This is a genomic window from Qipengyuania huizhouensis (assembly GCF_019711635.1).
In the GTDB taxonomy this organism is placed as follows: domain Bacteria; phylum Pseudomonadota; class Alphaproteobacteria; order Sphingomonadales; family Sphingomonadaceae; genus Qipengyuania; species Qipengyuania huizhouensis.
The window spans coordinates 94435-117047 of sequence record NZ_JAIGNT010000002.1 but is presented as its reverse complement, the minus strand read 5'-3'; the positions used below and the strand labels follow the sequence as shown (position 1 = coordinate 117047).

The 22613-nt window shown below is 61.3% G+C and carries 19 protein-coding genes; 9 read left to right on the top strand and 10 right to left on the bottom strand.

Annotated features, from left to right (window positions below; all coding sequences use genetic code 11):
• The first annotated feature begins 259 nt into the window (after window positions 1-259).
• Window positions 260-1420: a peptidoglycan DD-metalloendopeptidase family protein gene (locus tag K3180_RS03030; protein WP_247710266.1), complete on the top strand. Its 1161-nt coding sequence runs from the start codon at window positions 260-262 to the stop codon at window positions 1418-1420.
• Window positions 1421-1439: 19 nt separating this feature from the next.
• A complete protein-coding gene (locus K3180_RS03025) occupies window positions 1440-1841 on the top strand; it encodes a bactofilin family protein (protein WP_221538196.1) in 402 nt (133 codons plus the stop codon).
• Window positions 1842-1897: 56 nt separating this feature from the next.
• On the opposite strand, the gene K3180_RS03020 is transcribed toward K3180_RS03025, so the two are convergent.
• From K3180_RS03020 to K3180_RS03000, 5 genes are all read right to left on the bottom strand, one after another.
• Complete coding sequence (locus K3180_RS03020) at window positions 1898-3583, bottom strand: long-chain-fatty-acid--CoA ligase (protein WP_221538195.1); 1686 nt, start codon at window positions 3581-3583, stop codon at window positions 1898-1900.
• A gap of 92 nt (window positions 3584-3675) precedes the next feature.
• Entirely contained in the window at window positions 3676-4392 is a 717-nt protein-coding gene (locus K3180_RS03015; protein WP_221538194.1) for a DUF1013 domain-containing protein, read from the bottom strand.
• 136 nt (window positions 4393-4528) lie between these two features.
• Window positions 4529-5512: a glycosyltransferase family 4 protein gene (locus K3180_RS03010; protein ID WP_247710265.1), complete on the bottom strand. Its 984-nt coding sequence runs from the start codon at window positions 5510-5512 to the stop codon at window positions 4529-4531.
• 89 nt (window positions 5513-5601) lie between these two features.
• A complete protein-coding gene (locus K3180_RS03005; protein ID WP_221538192.1) occupies window positions 5602-6489 on the bottom strand; it encodes a UDP-2,3-diacylglucosamine diphosphatase in 888 nt (295 codons plus the stop codon).
• A gap of 101 nt (window positions 6490-6590) precedes the next feature.
• Window positions 6591-7604 carry an NAD(P)H-quinone oxidoreductase gene (locus K3180_RS03000; protein ID WP_247710264.1) on the bottom strand — a complete coding sequence of 338 codons (1014 nt, stop codon included), beginning with the start codon at window positions 7602-7604 and terminating at the stop codon, window positions 6591-6593.
• A gap of 96 nt (window positions 7605-7700) precedes the next feature.
• On the opposite strand from K3180_RS03000, the gene K3180_RS02995 reads away from it, so the two are divergent.
• The 6 genes from K3180_RS02995 to K3180_RS02970 all read left to right on the top strand — a co-directional run bounded on the left by K3180_RS02995 (window position 7701) and on the right by K3180_RS02970 (window position 15608).
• Entirely contained in the window at window positions 7701-7901 is a 201-nt protein-coding gene (locus tag K3180_RS02995) for a DUF1192 domain-containing protein (RefSeq protein ID WP_221538191.1), read from the top strand.
• Window positions 7902-8031: 130 nt separating this feature from the next.
• Window positions 8032-10425, top strand: a complete 2394-nt coding sequence (gene clpA / locus K3180_RS02990; RefSeq protein ID WP_221538190.1) for an ATP-dependent Clp protease ATP-binding subunit ClpA — start codon at window positions 8032-8034, stop codon at window positions 10423-10425.
• Window positions 10426-10552: 127 nt separating this feature from the next.
• Window positions 10553-11470, top strand: coding sequence for an ABC transporter ATP-binding protein (locus tag K3180_RS02985; protein WP_221538189.1), 918 nt, complete (start codon window positions 10553-10555; stop codon window positions 11468-11470).
• Entirely contained in the window at window positions 11467-12954 is a 1488-nt protein-coding gene (locus tag K3180_RS02980; RefSeq protein ID WP_221538188.1) for an ABC transporter permease, read from the top strand. The genes K3180_RS02985 and K3180_RS02980 overlap by 4 nt, the downstream gene beginning before the upstream one ends.
• Window positions 12955-13008: 54 nt before the next feature.
• Entirely contained in the window at window positions 13009-14013 is a 1005-nt protein-coding gene (locus tag K3180_RS02975) for a ligase-associated DNA damage response exonuclease (protein WP_221538187.1), read from the top strand.
• 2 nt (window positions 14014-14015) lie between these two features.
• The gene (locus tag K3180_RS02970) at window positions 14016-15608 is read left to right on the top strand and encodes a cisplatin damage response ATP-dependent DNA ligase (RefSeq protein WP_221538186.1); all 1593 of its coding nucleotides are present in this window, start codon (window positions 14016-14018) and stop codon (window positions 15606-15608) included.
• Here the strand turns inward: K3180_RS02970 and K3180_RS02965 are convergent, their stop codons facing one another.
• From K3180_RS02965 to K3180_RS02945, 5 genes are read right to left on the bottom strand one after another with little or no spacing between them, the layout of a single operon-like run.
• Complete coding sequence (locus K3180_RS02965; RefSeq protein WP_221538185.1) at window positions 15609-16175, bottom strand: gamma carbonic anhydrase family protein; 567 nt, start codon at window positions 16173-16175, stop codon at window positions 15609-15611. It lies immediately after the preceding gene.
• The gene (locus K3180_RS02960; RefSeq protein WP_221538184.1) at window positions 16172-16729 is read right to left on the bottom strand and encodes a GNAT family N-acetyltransferase; all 558 of its coding nucleotides are present in this window, start codon (window positions 16727-16729) and stop codon (window positions 16172-16174) included. Before K3180_RS02960 ends, K3180_RS02965 begins: the two co-directional genes overlap by 4 nt.
• Window positions 16722-17273 carry a GNAT family N-acetyltransferase gene (locus tag K3180_RS02955; protein ID WP_221538183.1) on the bottom strand — a complete coding sequence of 184 codons (552 nt, stop codon included), beginning with the start codon at window positions 17271-17273 and terminating at the stop codon, window positions 16722-16724. The genes K3180_RS02960 and K3180_RS02955 overlap by 8 nt, the downstream gene beginning before the upstream one ends.
• Window positions 17266-18264, bottom strand: coding sequence for a porphobilinogen synthase (hemB, locus tag K3180_RS02950; protein WP_221538182.1), 999 nt, complete (start codon window positions 18262-18264; stop codon window positions 17266-17268). The genes K3180_RS02955 and hemB overlap by 8 nt, the downstream gene beginning before the upstream one ends.
• A gap of 37 nt (window positions 18265-18301) precedes the next feature.
• A complete protein-coding gene (locus K3180_RS02945) occupies window positions 18302-19900 on the bottom strand; it encodes a M23 family metallopeptidase (protein WP_247710263.1) in 1599 nt (532 codons plus the stop codon).
• A gap of 198 nt (window positions 19901-20098) precedes the next feature.
• On the opposite strand from K3180_RS02945, the gene K3180_RS02940 reads away from it, so the two are divergent.
• Window positions 20099-22612 (top strand): helicase-related protein, encoded by a 2514-nt coding sequence (locus tag K3180_RS02940; protein WP_221538181.1) that lies wholly within the window; start codon window positions 20099-20101, stop codon window positions 22610-22612.
• Window position 22613: the final 1 nt, after the last annotated feature.

The following is a 22613-nucleotide window of genomic DNA, read 5'->3' as shown; positions in this document are numbered from 1 at the left end:
GCTTTCCAGCCCTTCTCATGAAACTCGCCTATCAGTCCCGCGCCTGCGTGTCAGCAAATTGGCAGACTGGTCAATCGAGAGGTAAGGTTAAAGGTGCTGAAACTTTCTGGACTTCGAATTTTTCGAAAATTCCCTGTCTGTGAAACGCTTCACCGCATCCAACGCTCGACTCGTGGATTCTACGGGAACCCGGATTCGATTTTGTTAGGAATCTCCCATACCGACAGTCTCAGGGATAAAAGACCAAGGGACGGGTCGTTTGAACAATTCACGCGCCAAGTCAGGCTGGAAAAGCCGTATCGAAAGCTGGTTTCCAGATCGCGAATTCTTCATGCGTTCGGAAGGTACAGTTCGCTTCATTACTATTTCTTCGAGAATCCAGAAGCTTGCAGCATCTATCGTGGTTCTCGTTGGGCTTGTGTGGGCGGCATCGTTGGTCATTGCAGGCTGGGCGCAGTACAGCGCCAGCGCCGACCGAATGAGCCTTCAAAACCGCGAAGCCAGGGTTGCCACTTCGGAGGAGCGCCTCGCCGCTTACGGTGACAATCTTGAGGACGTGAGCGAGGATCTCAATCGTCGCATGGAATTTATCGAAGGCGTTGCAGAACTCCTTCCCGCTGACATGAAAGTCGATACGCGCGTCAGCGATTCGAGCGGTGAGACTGCCGCTACGGTCGAAAAGGTCAGCGCCGCGTTTCCCCAGGCCGCCGAACTCGCACGTATCGAAGCACGCCAGCTTGCACTCGTGGAAGGGCTTACCCGCTATGCAGATTGGCGCGCAAAGCGGGCCGCCGCCCGGCTCGAGAAATTCGAGCTCAATCCCGATGCGGTCATTCGTCAGTCCGAACGCCAGGCGATGGGTGGTCCTCTCGAAGGTCTGTCGACAGACAGCGAAGGCAACATCGATCCACGTTTCGAACGCCTCGGTCTGTCTATGGCGCGCATGACAGCGCTCGAAAATGCGCTCGAGGGCGTCCCGCAATTCGCTCCTGCGAACCGCAACATGATCTCCAGCGGGTTCGGTTACCGCCGTGATCCGTTCAACCGTCGTCCGGCCATGCACACGGGTCTCGACTTCCGCGGGAAAACGGGCACACCGATTTTCGCCGCCTCCAAGGGCCGCGTCAGTTTTGTAGGCTGGAAGGGCGGCTATGGCAAAACCGTTGAGATCACTCACGGCAATGGGCTCATGACCCGTTACGCTCACATGTCGCGTTTCGACGCCAAGGTCGGAGATACTGTCATCGCCGGCAAGGTCATCGGTGCGATCGGCAGCACCGGTCGATCCACGGGCCCGCACCTTCATTTCGAGGTCCGCATCAACGGACGGGCCGTCAATCCCCGCACATTCCTGGAGACAGCCCCCAATGTTCTCGAAGAAATCCGCCGAGACCCAAAGCTCGCCGCCAACGGTCAATAACCCAGGACGCAGCGCCCCCATGGCTTCCAAGAATAACTCGACATTTTCCGTCCTCGGTTCGGATCTCACTATCAAGGGCGATATCAAGGCCTCTGCCGATCTCCATATCGACGGCAATGTCGAAGGTGATATCGCCTGCACCAGTCTCGTGCAGGGTGAGACCAGCAAGGTAATCGGTGCAGTAGAGGCCGAGAGCGCCCGCCTTGCCGGCACCGTCGAAGGTTCGATTACCGCTCGCGAACTTGTGATCCTCAAGAGCGCGAAGATCACCGGCGACGTCTTCTACGACGCGCTGACCATAGAGCAAGGCGCGCAGGTCGAAGGCCGCTTCGCACATCGCGATCCGAAAAGGAATGCGCCCTCTGCTACCGCTCCGAGAGCGGAAGGCAATGCCAAGCCGGAGCTGCAACTGGCGAACTGATCACATTCGAGTTGAGAGGATGAAGGCCGCTCCCGCCATGCGGGGGCGGCCTTCTCTCATCCCGGAGCCGTTTCAGCCGCCACTTCGGCGCGCAGAGCCTTGCGATCCAGCTTCCCGATCATCGTCTTGGGCAAATCCTCGCGCAAGACGACCTGTTCCACCCGCTCGTGCTTGCCGACGCGGGCATTGAGCCAGGCACGCAACTTCTCGGCCGAAATCTCGGCGTCGGGCTGGAGGACGACATAGGCGTAGGGAGATTCGCCGCGATACGGATCAGGCCGACCGATGACGAGGACTTCCTTGACGGCTTCGTGCTCGAGCAGGACACTCTCGACCTGGCTCGGAAACACCTTGAAGCCGCCTACCGCAATCATATCCTTGATCCGGTCGACTATTTCGAGAAACCCGTCTTCATCCATGGTGGCAACATCGCCGGTGCGTAACCAGCGCTTGCCGTCACGCTCCACAAAGGTCTCGCCATGGGTGTCGGGCCGGTTCCAGTAGCCGCGCATGATCTGGGGGCCATGAACCGCGAGTTCACCGGGCTGGCCTTCCGGAGCCAGCTTGTTCGGGTCCTCCTTGTCGAGCAGAAGTATCTCCGTGCCCATGACGACCTGTCCGATCGTCCCCTTCTTGCGCACTCCCTCGTAAGGATTGGCGGAGACGACCCCCGAACTTTCAGTGAGCCCGTATCCCTCGACGATACGGACGCCCGTTACCTCTTCGAAACGATCGTGCACGGGCGCAGGCATTGGCGCACCGCCCGAGATGCAGACCTTCAGAGATGACACGTCGGCCTTGGCCAGCTTCGGATGGTCCAGCAGCGCCTGAAACATGGTCGGCACCCCGGGAAAGCCGGTGGCTCTGTATCTCTCGATCGTATCCAGAACTTGCGCCGCGTCGAAACGGGGCACCATGGCGATGGACGCGCCGGTTACCATCGCGTGGTTAAGCAGCGCAGTATTGGCGAAAACATGGAAGAACGGCAGTGCTCCCATGAAGACTTCGCTAGCCGGATCCCCGTATGGGTTGAGCCCGGCTACCTGCTGGGCATTGATCGCCAGCTGGGAATGGCCCAGCATCGCGCCCTTGGGGCGCCCGGTGGTGCCGCCCGTATATTGGAGCAGGGCAATGTCCTGCTCCGCATCGATGGATGGGAAGGAAGCGGTTTCTGAGTTCGTGAGCACATCGCTCCACGCCACTACGCTGCTTGAGTATTTCACCTTGGCGATCTTGCTGCGGCCGAGCACCTTCAGCGCCAGTCCCTTATACCAAGGTAGCATCGCGGCCAGCGACCCGACGACAAGCGTTTCCAAGCCCGAGGCTTCGAGCACGCTGGCGGCATTCGTGTAAAGTTCCGGGACGTCGAGCGTGACGAGCAGACGCGTGCCCGAATCCTCGACCTGCCAGGCAAGCTCCTCCACCGTGTAGAGGGGGGAGAAGTTCACGACCACGGCGCCCGCCATCATCGCACCATAATAAGCGGAAGCATAAATCGGGACATTGGGCAGGAAGAGACCGACCCGGTCGCCGGGCTCGATCCCCCTCGCCATCAGGCCTGCGGCGAAGCGCTGTGCTTCGAGCTGGATATCTCGATAGCTGTAGCTGCGCCCCAGGAAATGCAGAAACGCTGCGTCAGGTGTCTTCGCCGCCGTCCGGCCAAGAAGATCGGGGAGGCTGGCCACCTGGAACTGCGTGTCCCACGGCGTGGGATGGTGGTAAGGATAACTATTTACATCCATGTCAATAGCATGGAGCAAAGAGGTATAAACGCAAGCAAAAAGGGCGCGAAAAGCACCTGCTTCCCCGCCCTTTTACCAGTCAGTTTCGTTGCTCAAGCTTCGGAAGTACCCTCTTCGGCCTCTTGTGCGCGCTTAGCCGTCAGCCAGGCTTCGGCCTCGGCTTCCTGCGCGGCTTCCGTCGCAGCCTTTTCGTTCGCATCGCGTTCGGCGCGCAGTTCCTCGATCAGTTTTTCACGATCGCTGCCGCCACTGGCCTGTACGGGGATAGCCTCATCCTCGATACCGGCCTTCTTCGCTGCCTTGGCGACGACCGCATCGAGTTCGCGCTGCGAACACAGGCCGAGAGTCACCGGGTCCTTGGGCTGGATGTTCTGGATGTTCCAGTGGCTACGCTCGCGGATCGCGGTGATCGTGTTCCGCGTCGTCCCGATGAGCTTCGAAATCTGCGCGTCCGAAACCTCCGGATGATTGCGCAGCAGCCAGGCAATGCCGTCGGGCTTATCCTGCCTCTTGGACACCGGCGTGTAGCGTGGGCCCTTCGTGCGGCTTACCGCGACCGGCGCACGTTGCATCTTGAGCCGGTATTCGGGGTCCCGCTGGCCCTTCTCGATTTCTTCCTGCGTCAATTCGCCCGAATGGAGGGGGTCGCGCCCGGTATATTTGCTACCCGCCAGATCATCGGCCATGGCCTGGACCTCGAGAATGTGCAGGCCGCAGAATTCGGCGATCTGTTCGAAGGAAAGCCCCGTATTGTCGACCAGCCAAGTGGCAGTCGCATGCGGCATCAGAGGGGTGGGTTGGTCGGCCATGAAAATGCCTTTGTGTGAAGTCCGGAAATAGAAGGGCCGCCCCTCGCGGAGCGGCCGTTGCGTGCCACATGTAGGCGACGGAGCAGGATTCGGCAAGCAGCTTGGAGCCAGAGACATTTTCACGCTGCGGCAAGGATCAAACCGGGGGCGCTTCTCCATCGAGCGCTGCGAGTCCGGAGAGAAATTGGGCCGTTGCCGCCTCCCAGCTGAACTGCGTCCCATAGCCTGAACAGGTTATGGAGTCGCAATAGAGCGCGGCATCGATCGCCCGGTCTAGGTCCTCTGACAATGCTCCGACTTCGTCGGTAACGATATCCCGCGGTCCCGCAACGGGATAGGCCGCCACGGGCGTGCCACAGGCAAGCGCCTCGATCATCACGAGACCGAAGGTATCCGTCCGGCTCGGGAAAACGAAAACATCGGCCCCGGCGTAATATCCTGCCAGCTCGCGCCCCGACTTGCGACCAAGGAAGTGCACTTCGGGATAACGACGGCATAACCGCTCCAGCGCCGGACCGTCACCGACCACGACCTTGGTACCCGGATGCCGGGCTTCCAGGAAGGCCTCTATATTCTTTTCGACCGAAACGCGCCCGACATATAGCTGGATGGGGCGCGGCATGTCCTCGAATTCGGGCGGCGGCGGCGCTCCGGGATCGAAACAGGCGAGATCCACTCCGCGCGTCCAGTGGTGCAGCTTGCCGAGGCCATGGCTACGCAATTCCTCGCGAATGCTTTCGGTCGCGACCAATACTCGCCGAGCCGGTGCGTGGAACCATTCGATATAGCGCCAGAACCAACGTGCAGGCAGATGGGTGCGACGAGCAATATATTCGGGAAATTGCGTGTGATAGGCAGTGGTGAACGGCATCCCGCTTCGTGCACAATAGCGCCGCGCCGCCATTCCCAGCGGACCTTCGGTAGCTATGTGGATCGCGCCCGGCCCAAATTCACGCAGTTTGCGGGCGATGGCGCCCGGTGGATTTAATGCCAGCCGAATTTCCGGATAGGTCGGGCATGGAATTGAGGCGAATTGATCGGGCGAGATCACCATCACCTCGTGACCTTGCTCGCGCAACATGCCGCAGGTTGTCGTAAGTGTCCGTACGACACCATTCATTTGCGGGAGCCATGCGTCGGTCACTATTGCGATGCGCTGAGGCGCCTCCGTGACAGCGCGCAGTGGAGCAGTACCCCCGTGGGGCAAGTTCACGCGGCTTCCAGCTCTGCACCAGCGGGCGAGATTTCGCGACGAGCGACCTCTTCGGGCCAGTGGAGCAGTTCCATCGTGCCGTCGAAATGTTCGACCAGAGCGTTGCATCCCTCCACCCAATCTCCATCGTTGTAATAGGAAACCGATTTGCCTTCGTGCATGAACTCCCGAATTTCGGCGGTATGGATGTGGCCACACACCACGCCATCGACGCCCCGCTCGCCGGCGGCACGGGCAACAACCTCTTCATATTTCAAGATAAATTCGACCGCGTTCTTGACCTTGTGTTTTGCCGCCTTGCTGATCGACCAGTAAGGAAGGCCGAGCAGCTTGCGCACGCTGGCCACCCAGCCGTTCAACTTCATCATGGCATGATATAGGGCGTCGCCGACGAAGGCGAGCCAGCGATGGGCAAGCATGATAGTGTCGAATTCATCGCCATGCAGCACCATCAACCGGCGCCCGTCAGCCGTATCGTGGAAGGCGGCCCGGCGAATCTCGACACCGCCGAAGTTCATGCCGGAGAAGGGCCGCACCATCTCGTCGTGATTGCCCGGAATATAGACGATCCGCGTCCCGCGCCGTGCCCGCTTCAGGATGCGCCAGACGATGTCGTTGTGCTCGGACGGCCAGTAGAACTTTTTCTTGAGCCGCCAGCCGTCGATGATATCGCCGACGAGGTACATCGTCTCGCTGTCGGTATGATCGAGAAAGTCGATCAGCAGTTCGGCATTGCAGCCCTTCGTGCCCAAGTGGACATCGCTGATCCAGATAGTGCGATATTTGCGCCGCTCGCCCACTGTACGCTCCGGCACCGATGGCTGTATTGGCGGAAAGCCCGCGACATTGGTAAAGTCGGAAAGGTTTCTGGGCAGTTCGGTCACGGTCCATCCCCCGAAGCTACATTCGGGAAATCCATGGCAGCGAAATGTTACAGGGGATTCTCGTTTCCTTTACGGAACGAAGACTTTGCTACCGTTTGACGTCACTCCTTCGCACGCACTTCGAGCACGATCTTGCCTATGTGATCGCCGCTTTCCATACGCGTATGGGCGGCCGCGACCTCAGCAAGCGGGAAGATCTCGTCCATGATCGGCGCAATCGTCCTGTCCTCGAACAACGGCCAGGCGTGGGTATGGATTTCGTCGGCTAGCAGAGCCTTGAATTCGTCCGAACGCGGCCGCAGGGTCGAACCGGTAAGCGTCTGCCGCTTGCTCATCAGCTTGGCCATGTTGATTTCGGCCTTCAATCCACCGAGCACGGCGATGGTAACGTGGCGTCCATCGACGGCAAGACAATCGAGATTGCGCTGGACGTAATCGCCCGACACCATGTCAAGGATGACGTCAGCCCCTTTGTTGTCCGTGAATGCGTTGACCTTCTCGACGAAATCCTCGCTTTTGTAATTGATCGCAAGGTCCGCCCCCAACTCACGGGCCGCGTTGCATTTTTCGTCCGAGCCGGCCGTTGTTACGACCTTGAGATCGAAAGCCTTGGCAAGCTGGATTGCCATCGTGCCGATGCCGGATGTGCCGCCATGCACGAGCAGCGTCTCCCCTTCCCGCGCCCAGCCGCGCTCGAAGACATTGTGCCATACCGTGAAGAGCGTTTCGGGGATTGCTGCGGCGCTTGCCATGTCCATATGCCTCGGCACCGACAGGCAATGTGCGGCATGGGCCAGGCAATATTCGGCATAGCCGCCCCCGCTGACCAGCGCGCAGACGCGGCGATTGAGCATTTCAGGCGTGACGCCCTGTCCGATGGCAACTATCTTTCCGGATACCTCGAGACCGGGAATTGGCGAGGCCCCCGGCGGAGGGGGATAGAATCCCCGCCGCTGGATCACGTCGGGCCGGTTCACCCCCGCATGGCTGACTTCGATCAGGACCTGACCCTCGCCCGGTTCAGGCATGGCGAGTTCTTCCGGGCGGAAAACATCGGGGCCGCCTAGATTATCATAACCCATTGCAGTCATGGTCGAAGGTAAGTCAGTTGCCAAAAGTGCCCCCTATAGCCTGACGCCATAGTCAATCGAACGGTGCATTACCGTGGGGAATTGTTGACAGCAACCGGAGAGCGGTGGATTGTATTACCCATGGAAGACGATGATCGTCCCAGGCTTAGAGGCGATGCAGCGAGCAAGCTCGCAAGCGAAGATCTCGGCCCCTATTCTCAGGACGAGCTTCAGGAACGGATCGAATTGCTCGAGACCGAGATTGCCCGAGTGGAATCGCACCGCCTCAAGGCCGCGGCACATCGGGACGCTGCCGAATCCCTGTTCGGGCGAAAAGAGTAGCGACAGTGCGGGACCTTCAAACCTGCCGTTTCGCCACCATATCTTCGGAACATACAGCTTTGGCTAACCTTCGAACGGTAGCCTGTCTCTACTTCGCAATGCTGCGAGTCCTTTGGAAAGCAGAAACCTGATGCCCAGTTTTGCCGCCAACCTCGAAAAGACCCTCCACGCCGCGCTTACTGATGCGGCCGAGCGGCGTCACGAATACGCCACCCTGGAGCACCTGCTGCTTTCGCTGATCGGCGACGAGGACGCTGCACAGGTCATGGCCGCATGCGGTGTCGATACCGATGAGCTGGCGGCGGTCGTAAAACAGTATCTCGAGCAGGAATACCAGTCGCTCAAGAGCGAGGAAGGGGCAGATCCGCAGCCAACTGCGGGGTTTCAGCGCGTGATCCAGCGCGCCATCCTGCATGTCCAGTCATCCGGCAAGGATACCGTCACCGGCGCCAATGTGCTGGTGGCGCTGTTTTCCGAACGTGACAGCTATGCTGTCTATTTCCTGCAGCAGCAGGATATGAGCCGTCTCGATGCGGTGAGCTACATCAGCCATGGCATTGGCAAGGGCGGAAAGCAGGTCGACAGCAAGCCGCCGCAAGGGGCGGACGAAGAACAGGCCGGCGAGCCAGGTGCCGAAAGCGGCAAGCCGGGCGACAAGAAGGAAACCGCGCTCGACCAGTTTACCGTCAATCTCAACCAGAAGGCGGAGGACGGCAAGGTCGATCCCTTGATCGGACGCGGACCCGAGGTGGATCGCACTGTGCAGATTCTGTGCCGCCGCTCGAAGAACAACCCGCTTTATGTCGGCGATCCGGGCGTCGGAAAGACCGCGATTGCGGAAGGCCTTGCGCGCAAGATTGTCGAAGGCGACGTCCCCGAAGTGCTCGAAGACGCCGTCATCTACTCGCTGGATATGGGCGCACTGCTCGCCGGGACGCGTTATCGCGGCGATTTCGAGGAGCGTCTCAAGCAGGTCGTGAACGAACTCGAAGGCATGCCCGACGCCGTTCTTTTCATCGATGAAATACATACGGTGATCGGGGCAGGCGCGACCAGCGGCGGGGCGATGGACGCCTCGAACCTGCTCAAGCCGGCGCTCTCTTCCGGCAGCATCCGCTGCATCGGATCGACCACCTATAAGGAATTCCGCAACCACTTCGAGAAGGACCGCGCTCTGCTGCGCCGTTTCCAGAAAATCGACGTCAACGAACCGACGATCGAGGACACGGTTGCCATTCTGAAGGGTCTGCGCAGCGCCTTCGAAGAGCATCACAAGGTCAAGTACACGCCTGATGCGCTCAAAACCGCGGTCGAACTGTCGGCGCGCTATATCAACGACCGCAAGCTGCCAGACAAGGCGATCGACGTGATCGATGAGGTTGGCGCGATGCAGATGCTGGTCCCGCCAAGCCGCCGCAAGAAGAAGATTACCTCGAAGGAGATCGAAGCGGTAATCGCCACCATGGCGCGCATTCCGCCCAAATCGGTGTCGAGCGACGACAAGAAGGCTCTCCAGAATCTCGATCGTGACCTGAAGCATGTCGTGTTCGGACAGGATGCCGCCGTCGACAAGCTTTCGACCGCGATGAAGCTCAGCCGCGCTGGCCTTCGCGATCCGGACAAGCCCATCGGCTCATTCCTGTTCAGCGGGCCCACCGGCGTCGGCAAGACCGAAGTCGCCCGCCAGCTCGCCTCGATCATGGGGATCGAGCTCAAGCGCTTCGACATGTCCGAATATATGGAGCGCCACAGCGTCTCGCGCCTGATCGGTGCGCCTCCCGGCTATGTCGGATACGATCAGGGCGGCTTGCTGACCGATGCGATCGACCAGAACCCGCATTGCGTGCTGCTGCTCGACGAAATCGAGAAGGCGCATCCGGACCTGTTCAACATCCTGTTGCAGGTAATGGATAACGGACGTCTGACCGACCATCACGGCAAAACGGTGGATTTTCGGAACGTGGTGCTGATCATGACCACCAATGCCGGCGCGTCCGACATGGCCAAGCAGGGTATCGGCTTCGGAGACGTGTCGAAGGAAGATGCGAGCGAGGAAGCCGTGAAGCGCATGTTCACACCGGAGTTCCGCAACCGTCTCGATGCGATCGTGCCATTCGCCTATCTCGGAAAGTCCACCGTCGCGCGGGTGGTCGACAAGTTCATCCTCCAGCTCGAATTGCAGCTGGCCGAACAGAATGTCGACATCCAGTTTGACAAGGAAAGCCGCGCCTGGCTGGCCGACAAAGGCTATGACAGGCTCTATGGTGCGCGTCCGATGGGCCGTCTCATCCAGGAAAAGATCAAACAGCCGCTGGCCGAGGAATTGCTGTTTGGCAAGCTGGCCGATGGGGGTGAGGTTGCGGTGACGATGAAGGACGGAAAACCTTCTTTCGAACTCACCCCTTCGCCTCCCAAGGCCAAGCCGAAACCTAAAAAGAAGCCGGCAGCAAAGAAGAAAGTGTCTCCGAAAAAGCCTGGGGCCGACGCCAGCGAAGGCAAGGATCCGGGCGAAGGTGAGAGCTGAAGTTCGCGAGGCTAGAAATCGAGAGGGGTCGACGCAAGTCGGCCCCTTTTGCATTCTCGTCGGTCTATGCCTTGCCCCCTTGTAGATCAGGCCATAGTTTCAACGCTCTGCCGGGCCGGGGAATTTCATGGCAATTCTGGAAGTATCCAATCTCGTCAAGCGCTTCGACGATATATTGGCCGTGGACGATCTGTCTTTTTCGGTCGCGCCTGGCGAAATCTTCGGCTTTCTCGGCGGGAACGGCGCGGGCAAGACGACTACGCTGAGAATGGTGCTCGACATCATCCGTCCGACTTCGGGCACCATATCCGTTCTTGGCGGTGCGCCTGATCGGCGGCAGGCGGGTGCAATCGGCTTCCTGCCGGAAGAACGCGGCCTCTATTCGGGCATGAGTGCGATCGATACCATCGTCTACTTCGGCCGGCTCAAGGGAATGAACTTCGGACTGGCAAAGTCGCGCGGGATGGAATTGCTTGAGCGCTTCGATCTGGCCGATCGGGCCAAGAGCGACATCGGCGACATGTCGAAGGGGATGGCGCAAAAGGTTCAACTGGCCACTTCGCTGGTCAACGATCCCGAGTTGCTGATGCTCGATGAACCGTTTTCCGGGCTGGATCCGGTCAACCAGGGTTTGCTCGAAAACGAAATCCTTCGCGCATCCGAGCGCGGTGCCGCCGTAATATTTTCCACCCATGTCATGCAGCACGCCGAACGCCTTTGCGACCGGCTGCTCTTGCTGCGCAAGGGACGTAAACGTTTCGAAGGCACGCTGGAGCAAGCCCGCGCGCAATTGCCCGTAAGTCTTATCGCCGTATCCAGACATGATCCCAGCACCATTCCAGGCGTTGCCTCAGCCCGCCCTAATGGCGCGGCCGACGATGGCTGGCAGGAATGGGACGTAAAGCTCGATCCGGGCGTCGCGCCGGGAAGCGTGCTAGAACATTGCACGGCGAACGGCATAGGTCTGCGTCGCTGGGACGAACGCCATGCGAGTCTCCACGATGTCTTCGTCGAGCTTGTGGGCGGTGAGGGCGTGGAGCAATGATGAACAATATTCTCCTCGTTGCCCGCCGCGAGATTCGCCAGATTCTGGCAATGAAGAGCTTCTGGCTGACGCTGTTGATCCTGCCTCTCGCGCTTGCACTCGGCCCTATATTGGGGGAAACGCTCGACGATAACGAGCCGACCCGGGTGGTGGTGGTGGATCGCTCCGGCGGTGCAGCAGCTGCAGCGCTCGAAGCCCGTTTTGCCGAAGATGACGACCGCGATGTCCTTCGTAGCCTGTCTCGCTATGTCCAGCGCTACGAACTCGAAAGCGCCGATCCGGCTGCACCCTGGACACAGCACGACCGGTGGTACACCGCCGCCGATATCGACGCATTCCGGGCTAGTGGCGGAGTCGAAGCTGCGCTGAAAAGTATCGATGCGGTGCGGCCCGAAGGTGTCCCCGAATTCGAACCAGATGCTCGCGAATATACCTTCCTTCCCGTTCCGGACGAACTCATCGGCCAAGATGGTGAAGCCTTCGCCGACGTAGCGCAGACCTTGTTCGACAGCGACGCAGAGGACGCGCCCGAAGTGATCGTGCGGGTCGGTGAGAATTATCCCGCCGATCCGAGGATCGGGCTCTATTCGGCCAACCAGCCGCGCTCGAGCTTCGTTACTGCCCTGCAGGAAACCCTTACCGGTGACTTGCGCACACGCCTGCTTGCCGAACGCGGAATTTCCGGCGCGGAAGCCGCGGCGATCCAGGCGGCGGCTCCAGCGATCGAAGTCACCACTCCGCCACCGGGGGACGGCGCGCGCGAGGCCCTGCTGGTGCGTTCGATAGTCCCGCTGGCGCTCGCCTATATCCTGATGATGAGCCTGATGCTCTCTGGAAGCTGGATGTTGCAGGGATCGGTGGAAGAACGCTCGAACAAGCTCCTGGAATCGCTGCTCGCCTGCATCTGGCCCGAAGAGCTGATGTACGGCAAACTCCTCGGCGGCCTCAGCGTGGGTCTGCTGATGATCGCCGTCTGGGCCGGCTGTGCCGGCATTGCAGCTTACGCCACGCAGGGAGTGATTGCGGATATGATCCGGCCCGCACTCGAGCCGGTATCTTCACCCGTTATAATCCTCGCGATCCTCTATTTTTTCATCGCAGGATATATCCTGATTTCGGCCATTTTCGTCGCGATCGGCGCAATGGTGGATTCGATGAGCGAAGCGCAGGGTTACCTCATGCCGGTATTGCTCGCGATCCTGCTCCCGATCACCTTTCTGTTGCAGGCCATTCTGGCAGGCAAGGAAGGACTTCTTGTACAGGTTCTTACCTGGGTGCCGCTATGGACACCCTTCGCCGTGCTGGCGCGATTGGGCATGGGTATCGAGACCTGGGTGCTGGTAGGGACCGGCATCCTGCTCGCGGCCGCCATTGCGCTGGAGCTGGTATTCCTCGGTCGCCTCTTCCGGGCGAGCCTGCTGGCGTCTGGACAGAGGTTGTCAATCAAGCGCTTGATCGAGCGGTTCAGCGCACAGAAACAGTAGGCACTCCTTCAAAGTAGCGGGAACGCAAAGCGAGCCTTTACACTTCACTTAGCAATGGCCGCGCCCTTCTCCTGGATCAAACCCGAACCGCACGGGATCTATGTCGAGCCTGCCGATTGCTGGGTCGATCCGTCCCGCGCCGTGGGCCAGGCGCTGGTGACGCATGGCCATGCCGATCATGCGCGCGGCGGTCACGGACAGACCGTTGCCACCCCCGAGACGCTGGCGATAATGGACCTGCGCTACAACACCCGCGCAGGCGCAACGCCTGTCGAATATGGCGAAACAATCCGGCTCAAGGGCGGCGTAGATGCGACATATATTCCGGCGGGCCATGTTCTCGGCAGCGCGCAGATCCTGCTCGAACATGCTGGCGAGCGCGTGATCGTCACCGGTGATTACAAGCGCCGCGCCGACCCCACCTGCCCGCCCTTCGAAGTGACCGCCTGTGATATTTTTATCACCGAGGCGACCTTCGGCCTTCCGGTATTTTGCCACCCTCCGATCAAGGAGGAGATGACGAAGCTGCTGGATCGGCTCGCTGCCCATCCAGACCGGTGCGTTCTGGTCGGCGCTTATGCTCTGGGCAAGGCGCAGCGCGTAATTGCCGAATTGCGCGCGGCGGGCCACACCCAGCCAATCTACCTCCACGGCGCGATGGAGAAGATGTGCCGCCTTTACGAAGAGCACGGCGTCGACTTGGGCGAGCTGCGATTGGTTATGGACTATTCCAAGGAGGATATCCGCGGGCATATCGTGATCTGCCCGCCAAGCGCACTCAACGACCGCTGGAGTCGGCGTCTCCCCGATCCGGTCACCGCCATGGCGAGCGGGTGGATGCGCGTACGGCAACGTGCCCGCCAGCGTAACGTCGAGCTGCCGCTGGTGATCTCCGACCATGCCGACTGGGGCGAGTTGACCCGCACGATCGAGGAGGTCGATGCGCAGGAGAACTGGATCACCCACGGGCGCGAGGATGCGCTCCTGCGCTGGTGCCAGCTTCACCAGCGCCGTGCCCGAGCCCTGGCCCTTGTCGGCTATGAGGACGAGGACGACTAGCGGTGGAGAAATTTGCCGCCCTGATCGATGCGCTGGTCTACACGCGCAGCCGGAACGAGAAATTGCGGCTTATCGCCGAATATCTCCGTGCAACACCCGATCCCGACCGGGGCTGGGCCTTGGCCGCACTGTCGGACGGGCTCGATTTTCCTGCAGTTAAAAGCTCGACAATCCGCAACCTGCTCAAGGATCGCGTCGATCCGGTGCTGTGGACGCTAAGCCGCGATTTCGTGGGCGACACTGCCGAGACGGCGAGCCTGCTTTGGCCCGCACCGGATACGCCGCCTGCCCCGCCTTCCGTTAGCGAAGCGGTGGAGATTCTCAATGCAATGAACCGCAAGACGGTCGTAACAGAACTGCCCAAGCTGCTGGACCGGCTCGATTCCTCCGGACGGTACGCCCTGCTCAAGTTCGCCACAGGAGGTATGCGGATCGGGGTTTCCTCCCGGCTCGCCAAGACGGCCTTCGCACAGGCCTTCGAAGTCTCGGTGGATGATGTCGAGGAATACTGGCACGGCCTTACCCCGCCCTATGCCGAGCTCTTCGCCTGGGCTGCCGAGGGCGATGCTCCGCCCGATATCGAGAATCTCCCTACCTTCCGACCCTTCATGCTGGCGCATCCGCTGGAAGAAGCAGTGGTCGATCTGGCCGACTACGCCGCGGAATGGAAATGGGACGGGATCAGGGTGCAACTGGTCCGCGCGGGCGGCGAAACGCGGCTGTTTTCGCGGTCCGGGGACGATATTTCGGCGACCTTTCCGGAATTTCTCGGCATTCTTCCCATGAATGCGGTGGTCGATGGCGAGTTGCTGGTACGCGGCAACACCCAGGGCGGAGAGGCAGGCGGGGCAGCAAGTTTCAACGCGCTCCAGCAGCGGCTCGGACGCAAGACCGTTTCGAACAAGATGCTGAAGGATTACCCCGCATTCATAAGGCTTTACGACGTGCTCTTGCTCGAAGGGGAAGATATGCGTCCCCGCCCTTGGACCGAGCGGCGCGGACAGCTCGAGGCGTTGGCGTCACGCCTCCCCGATTCGCATTTCGATATCAGCTCCGTTGTCGAAGCCACGGATTTCAAACATCTTTCGCGAATCCGCGAGGGCAGCCGAGATGACGCCATCGAAGGGCTGATGCTCAAACGCAGGGACAGCCCCTATATCGCAGGGCGGCGCGTCGGATACTGGTACAAATGGAAGCGCGATCCGCTGCTGGTCGATTGCGTGCTGATGTATGCGCAGCGGGGGAGCGGCAAGCGATCGAGCTTCTTTTCCGATTACACCTTCGGCTGCTGGGATGGCGATCCCGATCAGGGTGCAGACCTGCTGCCGGTGGGCAAGGCCTATTCGGGCTTTACCGATGAGGAATTGAAGAAACTCGACCGCCATGTGCGGAGCAATACGGTCAACCGCTTCGGCCCGGTGCGTGAAACCGACAAGAGCCTTGTCTTCGAAGTTGCATTCGACAGCGTTCACGAGAGCAAGCGGCACAAGTCCGGCCTCGCCATGCGTTTCCCGCGTATTCACCGGATACGCTGGGACAAACCGCCGCACGAAGCGGACCGGATCGAAGCCCTGCGTGCCCTGATCGCGGGCTGATCAGCCCAGCGCCTCGTTCACCGCTGCGGAGTGGTGCTTCGCGTTTTCCGCGTAATGGGCCACACCCATGCGCATGCCCGCCACGGCGGCATCGTTGAGATCGCGCATCTTGCGGGCTGGACGGCCGCCCCAGAGCTCGCGTTCGCCCATCACCTTGCCCTCCGTAAGCATGGCGCCTGCCGCCAACATGGCGTCACTACCGATCACCGCCTTGTTCATCGCGATTGCACCGAGACCGACGAAGCCGCGATCCTGGATCACGCAGCCGTGGATCATCGCCATGTGACCGATCAGCACGTCGTCTCCGATCAGCAGGGGGCTACCGTCGGGATCTCCGGGCCGCGGCGGATCGCAGTGAAGCACGCTACCGTCCTGAACATTGGTCCGCTCGCCAATCACTATGCGGCTGACGTCGGCCCGCAGCACGCAATTGTACCAGATGGAGCTTTCCGCACCGATCGTGACATCGCCGACGATGGTGCAGCCGGGCGCGATGAAGGCGCTTTCGTGGATCTTCGGCGTCTTGCCGTGGATGGGGACGATGTTCACACCGGGGCGGCTCGTCATGAATGGCTCTCCCATTGCTCTTGCGTGAGCGAGTACTGGATGACCGGATTGTCCTCCTGCGGATAGTCCGGGTCTTCGAAATCCAGGTCTTCGCGGCGCACCATGCCGAGTTTTTCCATCAGCTTCCAGCTTGGCACATTCGCCTCGCTGGTGAGCGCCACGACATGGGGCGCTCCGACACGGCCGAACGCCCAGTCGATCACAGCGCGGATCGCCTCTTCGGCGTATCCAAGCCGCCAGCGGTCTTCGCGCACCAGCCAGCCGATCTCGTGCTCGCCCTGATTCGGGGCGTGGGGATTGTCGACCAGCTTTATCCCCGCATGGCCTACCATTTCGCCGGTGGCCTTTTCGATCAGGAAGAGGAAACTGAAACCGCGCTGCGCGCAAAGCTGCATGCTCTTGGCGTGCTTCGCTTCGATTTCGTGCAATTCCTTCGGTCCGCCAAGCCGAGCCATGACCGTGGGTGTGTTCAACAGCCGCATCTGCTCCACGGCGTCACCCTCGTCGATGGTGCGCAGGATCAGGCGATCGGTTTCGGCGATAATGTCAGCCATCGCGCGCCAGCCATTTTGCCCGCTCGATCGCATAGACGATGATTGTATCGTCGCCGAATTCGGAGTTGGCGAAATCGAGATCCTCGCGCCGTTCCATGCCGAGCCGCTTCATGAGACCCCAGCTTCCCATGTTGGGCTGGACCGTCAGGGCAATTACTCGCTCAGCCCCGAAACGTTCGAAGGCGAGTTCGAGCGAGGCGGCCGCCGCCTCCTTGGCATAGCCCTGACCCCAGGCATCTTCGCGCAGGCGCCAGCCGACTTCCATTTCGCCAAGCGGACCGCCCTGCTGGTTGCACCGTTTGAGCCCGCAAAAGCCGAGGATGACGCCATCTTCCTTGCGTTCCACCACCCAGAAAGTGTGTCCGTAATCGCGTTGATAGGACGCGATTCTTTCCTGCACTGCCTGACGCTTGGCGTCATCGCATATGCCGCCGAGCCACTCCATGACGGCAGGCGTGTTGGTTGCCTGCCAGAACGGCTCCCAATCATCTTCGCGCCAGTCGCGCAGGATCAGCCGTTCGGTTTCGCAGCGAAATTCAGCCATTGAGGACTCGCGCGGCAACCGGCGCATGATAGGTGAGGATACCCGAGCATCCGGCGCGTTTGAAGGCGATCAGCTTTTCCATCAGCAGCGACTCGCGCTCCGCCACGCCAGCGGCCACACCTGCTTCGATCAGGGCATATTCGCCGCTCACCTGATAGGCGAAGACCGGCACTCCGAATTGCTGCCTGGCGCGCCAGATCACGTCGAGATAGGCGAGCCCCGGCTTGACCATCACACTGTCGGCCCCCTCGGCGATGTCGAGTGCTATTTCTCGCAGGGCCTCATCGCCATTGGCGGGATCCATCTGGTAGCTCTTCTTGTCGCCCTTGAGCAGGCCGCCCGAACCCACGGCGTCGCGGAAGGGGCCGTAGAAGGCGGAAGCGTATTTGGCGGAATAGGCCATGATCTGGACATTGGGGTGGCCCTCCATCTCCAAGGCCATGCGGATGGCTTTGACGCGGCCGTCCATCATGTCCGACGGGGCAATGATATCCGCGCCGGCCGCCGCCTGGTTTACCGCCTGGTCTACGAGGACCGCGACGGTTTCATCGTTGAGAACATAGCCTTGCGCATCGACCAACCCATCCTGCCCGTGGCTGGTGTAGGGATCGAGCGCGACATCGGTGAGGATGCCGATGTCGTTTCCGCAGGCGTCGCGTACAGCCTTTATGGCGCGGCACATCAGATTGTCGGGGTTGAAAGCCTCGTCACCCTCCTCGCTGCGCTTCTCCGGAGGAGTATTGGGGAACAAGGCTATACAGGGAATGCCAAGTTCCACGGCTTCCTTCGCGCGCTTCGCAATACCGTCGATCGACCAGCGCGAAACCCCGGGGAGACTGCCGACCGGTTCCTCCACGTCCACGCCACTGGTGACGAAAAGCGGCCAGATCAGGTCGGCGGGGGTCAGCACGGTTTCGCGGTGCATCGCCCGGCTCCAGGCATGGGCTCGGGTACGGCGGAGGCGCGTGGCGGGATATGCGGCGTCGGTCATGCGGCGAAGCCTTGCCGCAAAGCGGAAAGCTTATCAATCAGCCGATGGGCCGAGGCCTGTCGAGCTTGTCGATCTCACGCTCGGGCTCTTCCGAGGCGGCCTCGTCGGCGGTGGGGGCCAGATCTGCCAGCGCGGCGCCCTCCTCGACATCGCGCAGCGCACTCAGGGCCGAGCGAAAACGTTCTAGCTCGGCTCCCGATAGCTGCTTGCGTGTGACGAAGCTCACCGATGCCGGATTGATGGCCCGTCCGCCACGATACATTTCATAATGGAGGTGGGGTCCGGTAGAGAGACCGGTGGACCCGACGTAGCCGATCACCTGGCCCCGACGTACGCTGGCGCCGCGATTCACCGCCACCCGGCTCATGTGGCAGTAGCGGGTGTCGATGCCATTTGCATGGCGGATGCGAACCGCATTGCCGCAGCCGCCCATCCGCCCCGCACCGGTAACGCGCCCGTCGGTCACTGCGACGATCGGCGTGCCGTAGCTGGCCTTGAAATCGACGCCCGAGTGCATGCGCCTGTAACCGAGGATCGGGTGGCGGCGCATGCCGAAGCTCGAGCTCATCCGGCCCGGGACGGGGGCCAGCAGCCCGCCGCGTTCTTCACCGGTGCCGTCCGCGTCGAAGAAATCGCCTTCGCTACCCCAGCGCATCAGCTGCACAGCTCCGCGCGAGCCCCGTTCGAGCCCGGCGAACAGCAGCTGTCCCGCCTGGCGTTCGCCGGTCGCGGCGCGGCGGTGGGCGACGATGATGTCGAAAGTGTCGGTCGCGCGAACGTCGCGCTGAACGTCGAGCTGCTCGCCCAGCGCCTTGAGGTAGGCCTGAACGGCGCTGGTCGGTGCGCCCGCCGCACGGGCGGAGCGATAAAGGCTGTCCCCGACTGTGCCGCGGATGCGAAGCGGGGTCTCGTCCACGCGAATAATCCGCCGGGTGAGATTGAGTGGACCCGTCTCATCCAGCCGATCGACTTTAAGTTCGAGATCGAACCGCGCGCGAAAACTCAGTTTTTCGAGCGGGCGCGTGGCACCGGGTTCGGGCCGGCGGCCGAGCGTGATATCGATCTGCGTGCCCGGCTCGAGCTCTTCGAGCGGCACGGCGCTGGAGATCAATGACGTCACGAGGTCGGCTTCGTCGCCCCCCAATCCGGCCCGGCGCAGGGTTCGGTCAAGGCTGTCCCCTCGCCCAAGTGTAGCCAGCATCTCCAGCTGGGGTCGTTCTGGCGCCTCGGCGAGCGGTCGGACAAGATCGGTCGGCCCCATCCTGCGCCCCGAATCGGCACCGAGGCCGAGGGGCATGATCATCTGGCTGCGGTACTCGCTGCGGATGGACGCATCCTTGGGCAGGGGCGAGGCCGCTTCCAGCGGCGCGAAATCGGGCCAGAAGGCAAGCGCCACGACGGATAGGCCAACGAATGTCCCCAATCCACGAAACCAGCGCTTAGAGCCGATGTCGGCGCCGAGATCTGGCGCGATGTCGAAGGCTTCTATGTGGCGGTACACCTTGTCGCGCAGGCTGGAGAACGATGCGGAATGCTTGTTGCCAGCGCCCGCACCCGCCGCCGTGGAATCCGCATGTGCGGATTCCGGACCGGCCAAAGCAAAATGCAACTGTTCGTCGTTCTGGCGCTCGGCCAAGACGTACCCTCCGTTTGCGGCCTCGGCGCAAAGAAAACGCGCAAGCCCCCTATCCAATCGACCTGATGCGCTGAAATCATGCAATATCAAAGTAAAGATGCGATTAACCTTCGACAAGCCGATTCCTGACTGCGACAAATCGAGTTCGATGGCGTTGGTCGGTTGCACCGGCGCAGCGGCGCTGCCACCTATGGCCGAGTGAACGACGCCTCGATCAAGGCGGTCCTCGGACCCACCAACACCGGCAAGACTCATCTCGCCATCGAACGCCTATGCGCACATTCGAGCGGGGCGATGGGCTTTCCGCTGCGCCTGCTGGCGCGCGAGGTCTACGATCGGGTCGTGGCGATCAAGGGCGAAAAGCAGGTCGCGCTGATCACCGGAGAACAGTGGATCGAGCCGGAAGGCGCGCGCTATCTGTGCTGCACGGTCGAAGCCATGCCGCGTACGGCGAACGAGCGCGCCTTCGTGGCGCTGGACGAAGCGCAGCTTTCCGCAGACCGCGAGCGGGGGCATGTTTTCACGGACAGGCTGCTGAATGCGCGAGGACGGGAAGAAACCATGCTTCTGGGCGCTGCGACACTAGCCCCTATGGTCAAAGCGCTTATCCCGAGTGCCGAAATTTCCGAACGCCCGCGCTTCTCCACCCTCACCCATATCGGGCCGCGCAAACTGTCTCGGCTCCCTCCGCGGAGCGCCATCGTGGCGTTCAGCGCAGAGCAGGTCTATGCGGTTGCCGAGATGTTGCGGCGCTTTCGGGGCGGGGCAGCGGTCGTGATGGGCGCACTTTCACCGGAAACGCGCAATCGCCAGGTCGAATTGTTCCAGAATGGTGAGGTCGATTATATCGTCGCCACCGATGCCATCGGTATGGGGTTGAACCTCGACGTCAATCATGTCGCCTTCGCAGGATTGACCAAGTTCGACGGCGTTCGCATGAGGCGGCTCTATCCTGCTGAAATGGCACAGATTGCCGGCCGAGCTGGACGCCACCAACGTGATGGGACTTTCGGTACCTTAGCCGGTGGCGGCGGCAAGGCCGGTCCCGCGCCCGAATTTACCGATGAGGAGATCTATGCGATCGAGGAGCATCGTTTCGCTCCGATCACGAAACTGTTCTGGCGCGAGCCGGAGCCGCGTTTTGACAATATTCCGACCTTGATTAACGATCTCGAACGTCCGCCCGAACACGAAGCGCTACGGCTCGCTCCCGAGGCGATCGACCTCGCCACACTGAAGCGCCTTGCCGAAGAGCCCCTCGCCGCCAGCATCCGCGGGGCGGGCATGGTGCGGCGCTTTTGGGAAACCTGTTCCTTGCCGGATTTCCGCCAACGCGGCCCCGACGTCCACGCCCGCTTCGTCGCTCGGCTGTGGCAAGACCTGTCGCAAGGCTATATCGGGGCCGACTATGTTGCTGCGCGCATCTCCGAACTCGACAACTCCAGCGGCGATATCGATACACTGCAAGGGCGAATCGCCGCGATTCGCAGCTGGGCCTATATCTGTCAGCGGCCCGACTGGGTGCTTGCGCGCGACGAGATGGCGTCGCGTGCACGCGGGGTCGAGGCCAAGCTGTCGGATGCGCTCCATGCGCGGCTGACCGAAAGATTCGTGAACCGAAGGACTGCAATCTTGATGAAATCGCTGGGACAGGACGCCTCCATGCTCCCGATAACGCTCGCCGAAGACGGCACACTGCTGGTCGAGGACGAAGCAATGGGCAAGGTAGAAGGCTTCCGCTTCGAGGTTGACCCAGCCGCAAACCACGCCGATCGCAAGATGCTGCTGGCAGCAGCCGAGAAAGGCCTGCCCCGTATACTCGGGGAACGGGCCGAAGAGCTTGCCGCCTCGGATATGGCCGACGTCGAACTATCGCGCGGCGCTATTCTCTGGAAGGGGCATGTTCTTGCCAAGCTCCGGCCGCGCGAAGGGCAGATGAAACCGACACTCGAGCCTTCGCGTGAAATCTCCGCCTTGCCCGAAAAGGCGCGGAAAACACTGCTCGAGGCGATCGATGGATGGCTCGACAAGAAGCTCGAGCCCCTCGAACCTTTGCGCCGGATGCATATCGCGTCAGCCAATCCCGAAGCCGGCAGCCAGGCCCGTGCGCTACTGCTCAACCTTATCTCCGGTCATGGCTTCGTGACGCGCGAGCAGGCCGGTATCGAGCACCTTCCAAAGGACATGCGGCCTTTCTTGCGCAAGATCGGCGTCACATTCGGGGCGCTCGACATCTTTGCGCCCATGCTGCTCAAACCTGCACCACGACAATTATTGAGCGCTTTGGGAATAGACCGCAGGCCGCTGCAAGAGGCGATGCTGCCCGTCATTCCCGGCGCCAAGAAGCTGCCTTCCGGCTATCGCCATGCCGGGAGCCAGGCCATCCGCCTCGATCTGGCGGAAAAAATCTTCCGCGCCGCGCATGAAGCCCGCGCCAAGGTGGACAAGAACCGAAAATTCCGCCTCGATCTCTCGCTACCGATCTCGATCGGGCTTGAGGGAAAGAACGCCGAACGCCTGCTCGGTCAGGCAGGGTTCCGCGTCCAGCGTGCGAAGCCGCTGGCAGAGGATGCCTTCGGCCCGCCGCGCCCGGCCAGTTGGGAGTGGCGCCCATCCCACAGCAGGAAGCAGCGTCAGCGGCCTGCGCGCACCCAGCCCCCGCGCGAAGGCAGCGCCTTTTCCGGCCTTGCCGAGCTGTTGAAGCAAGGCTGAG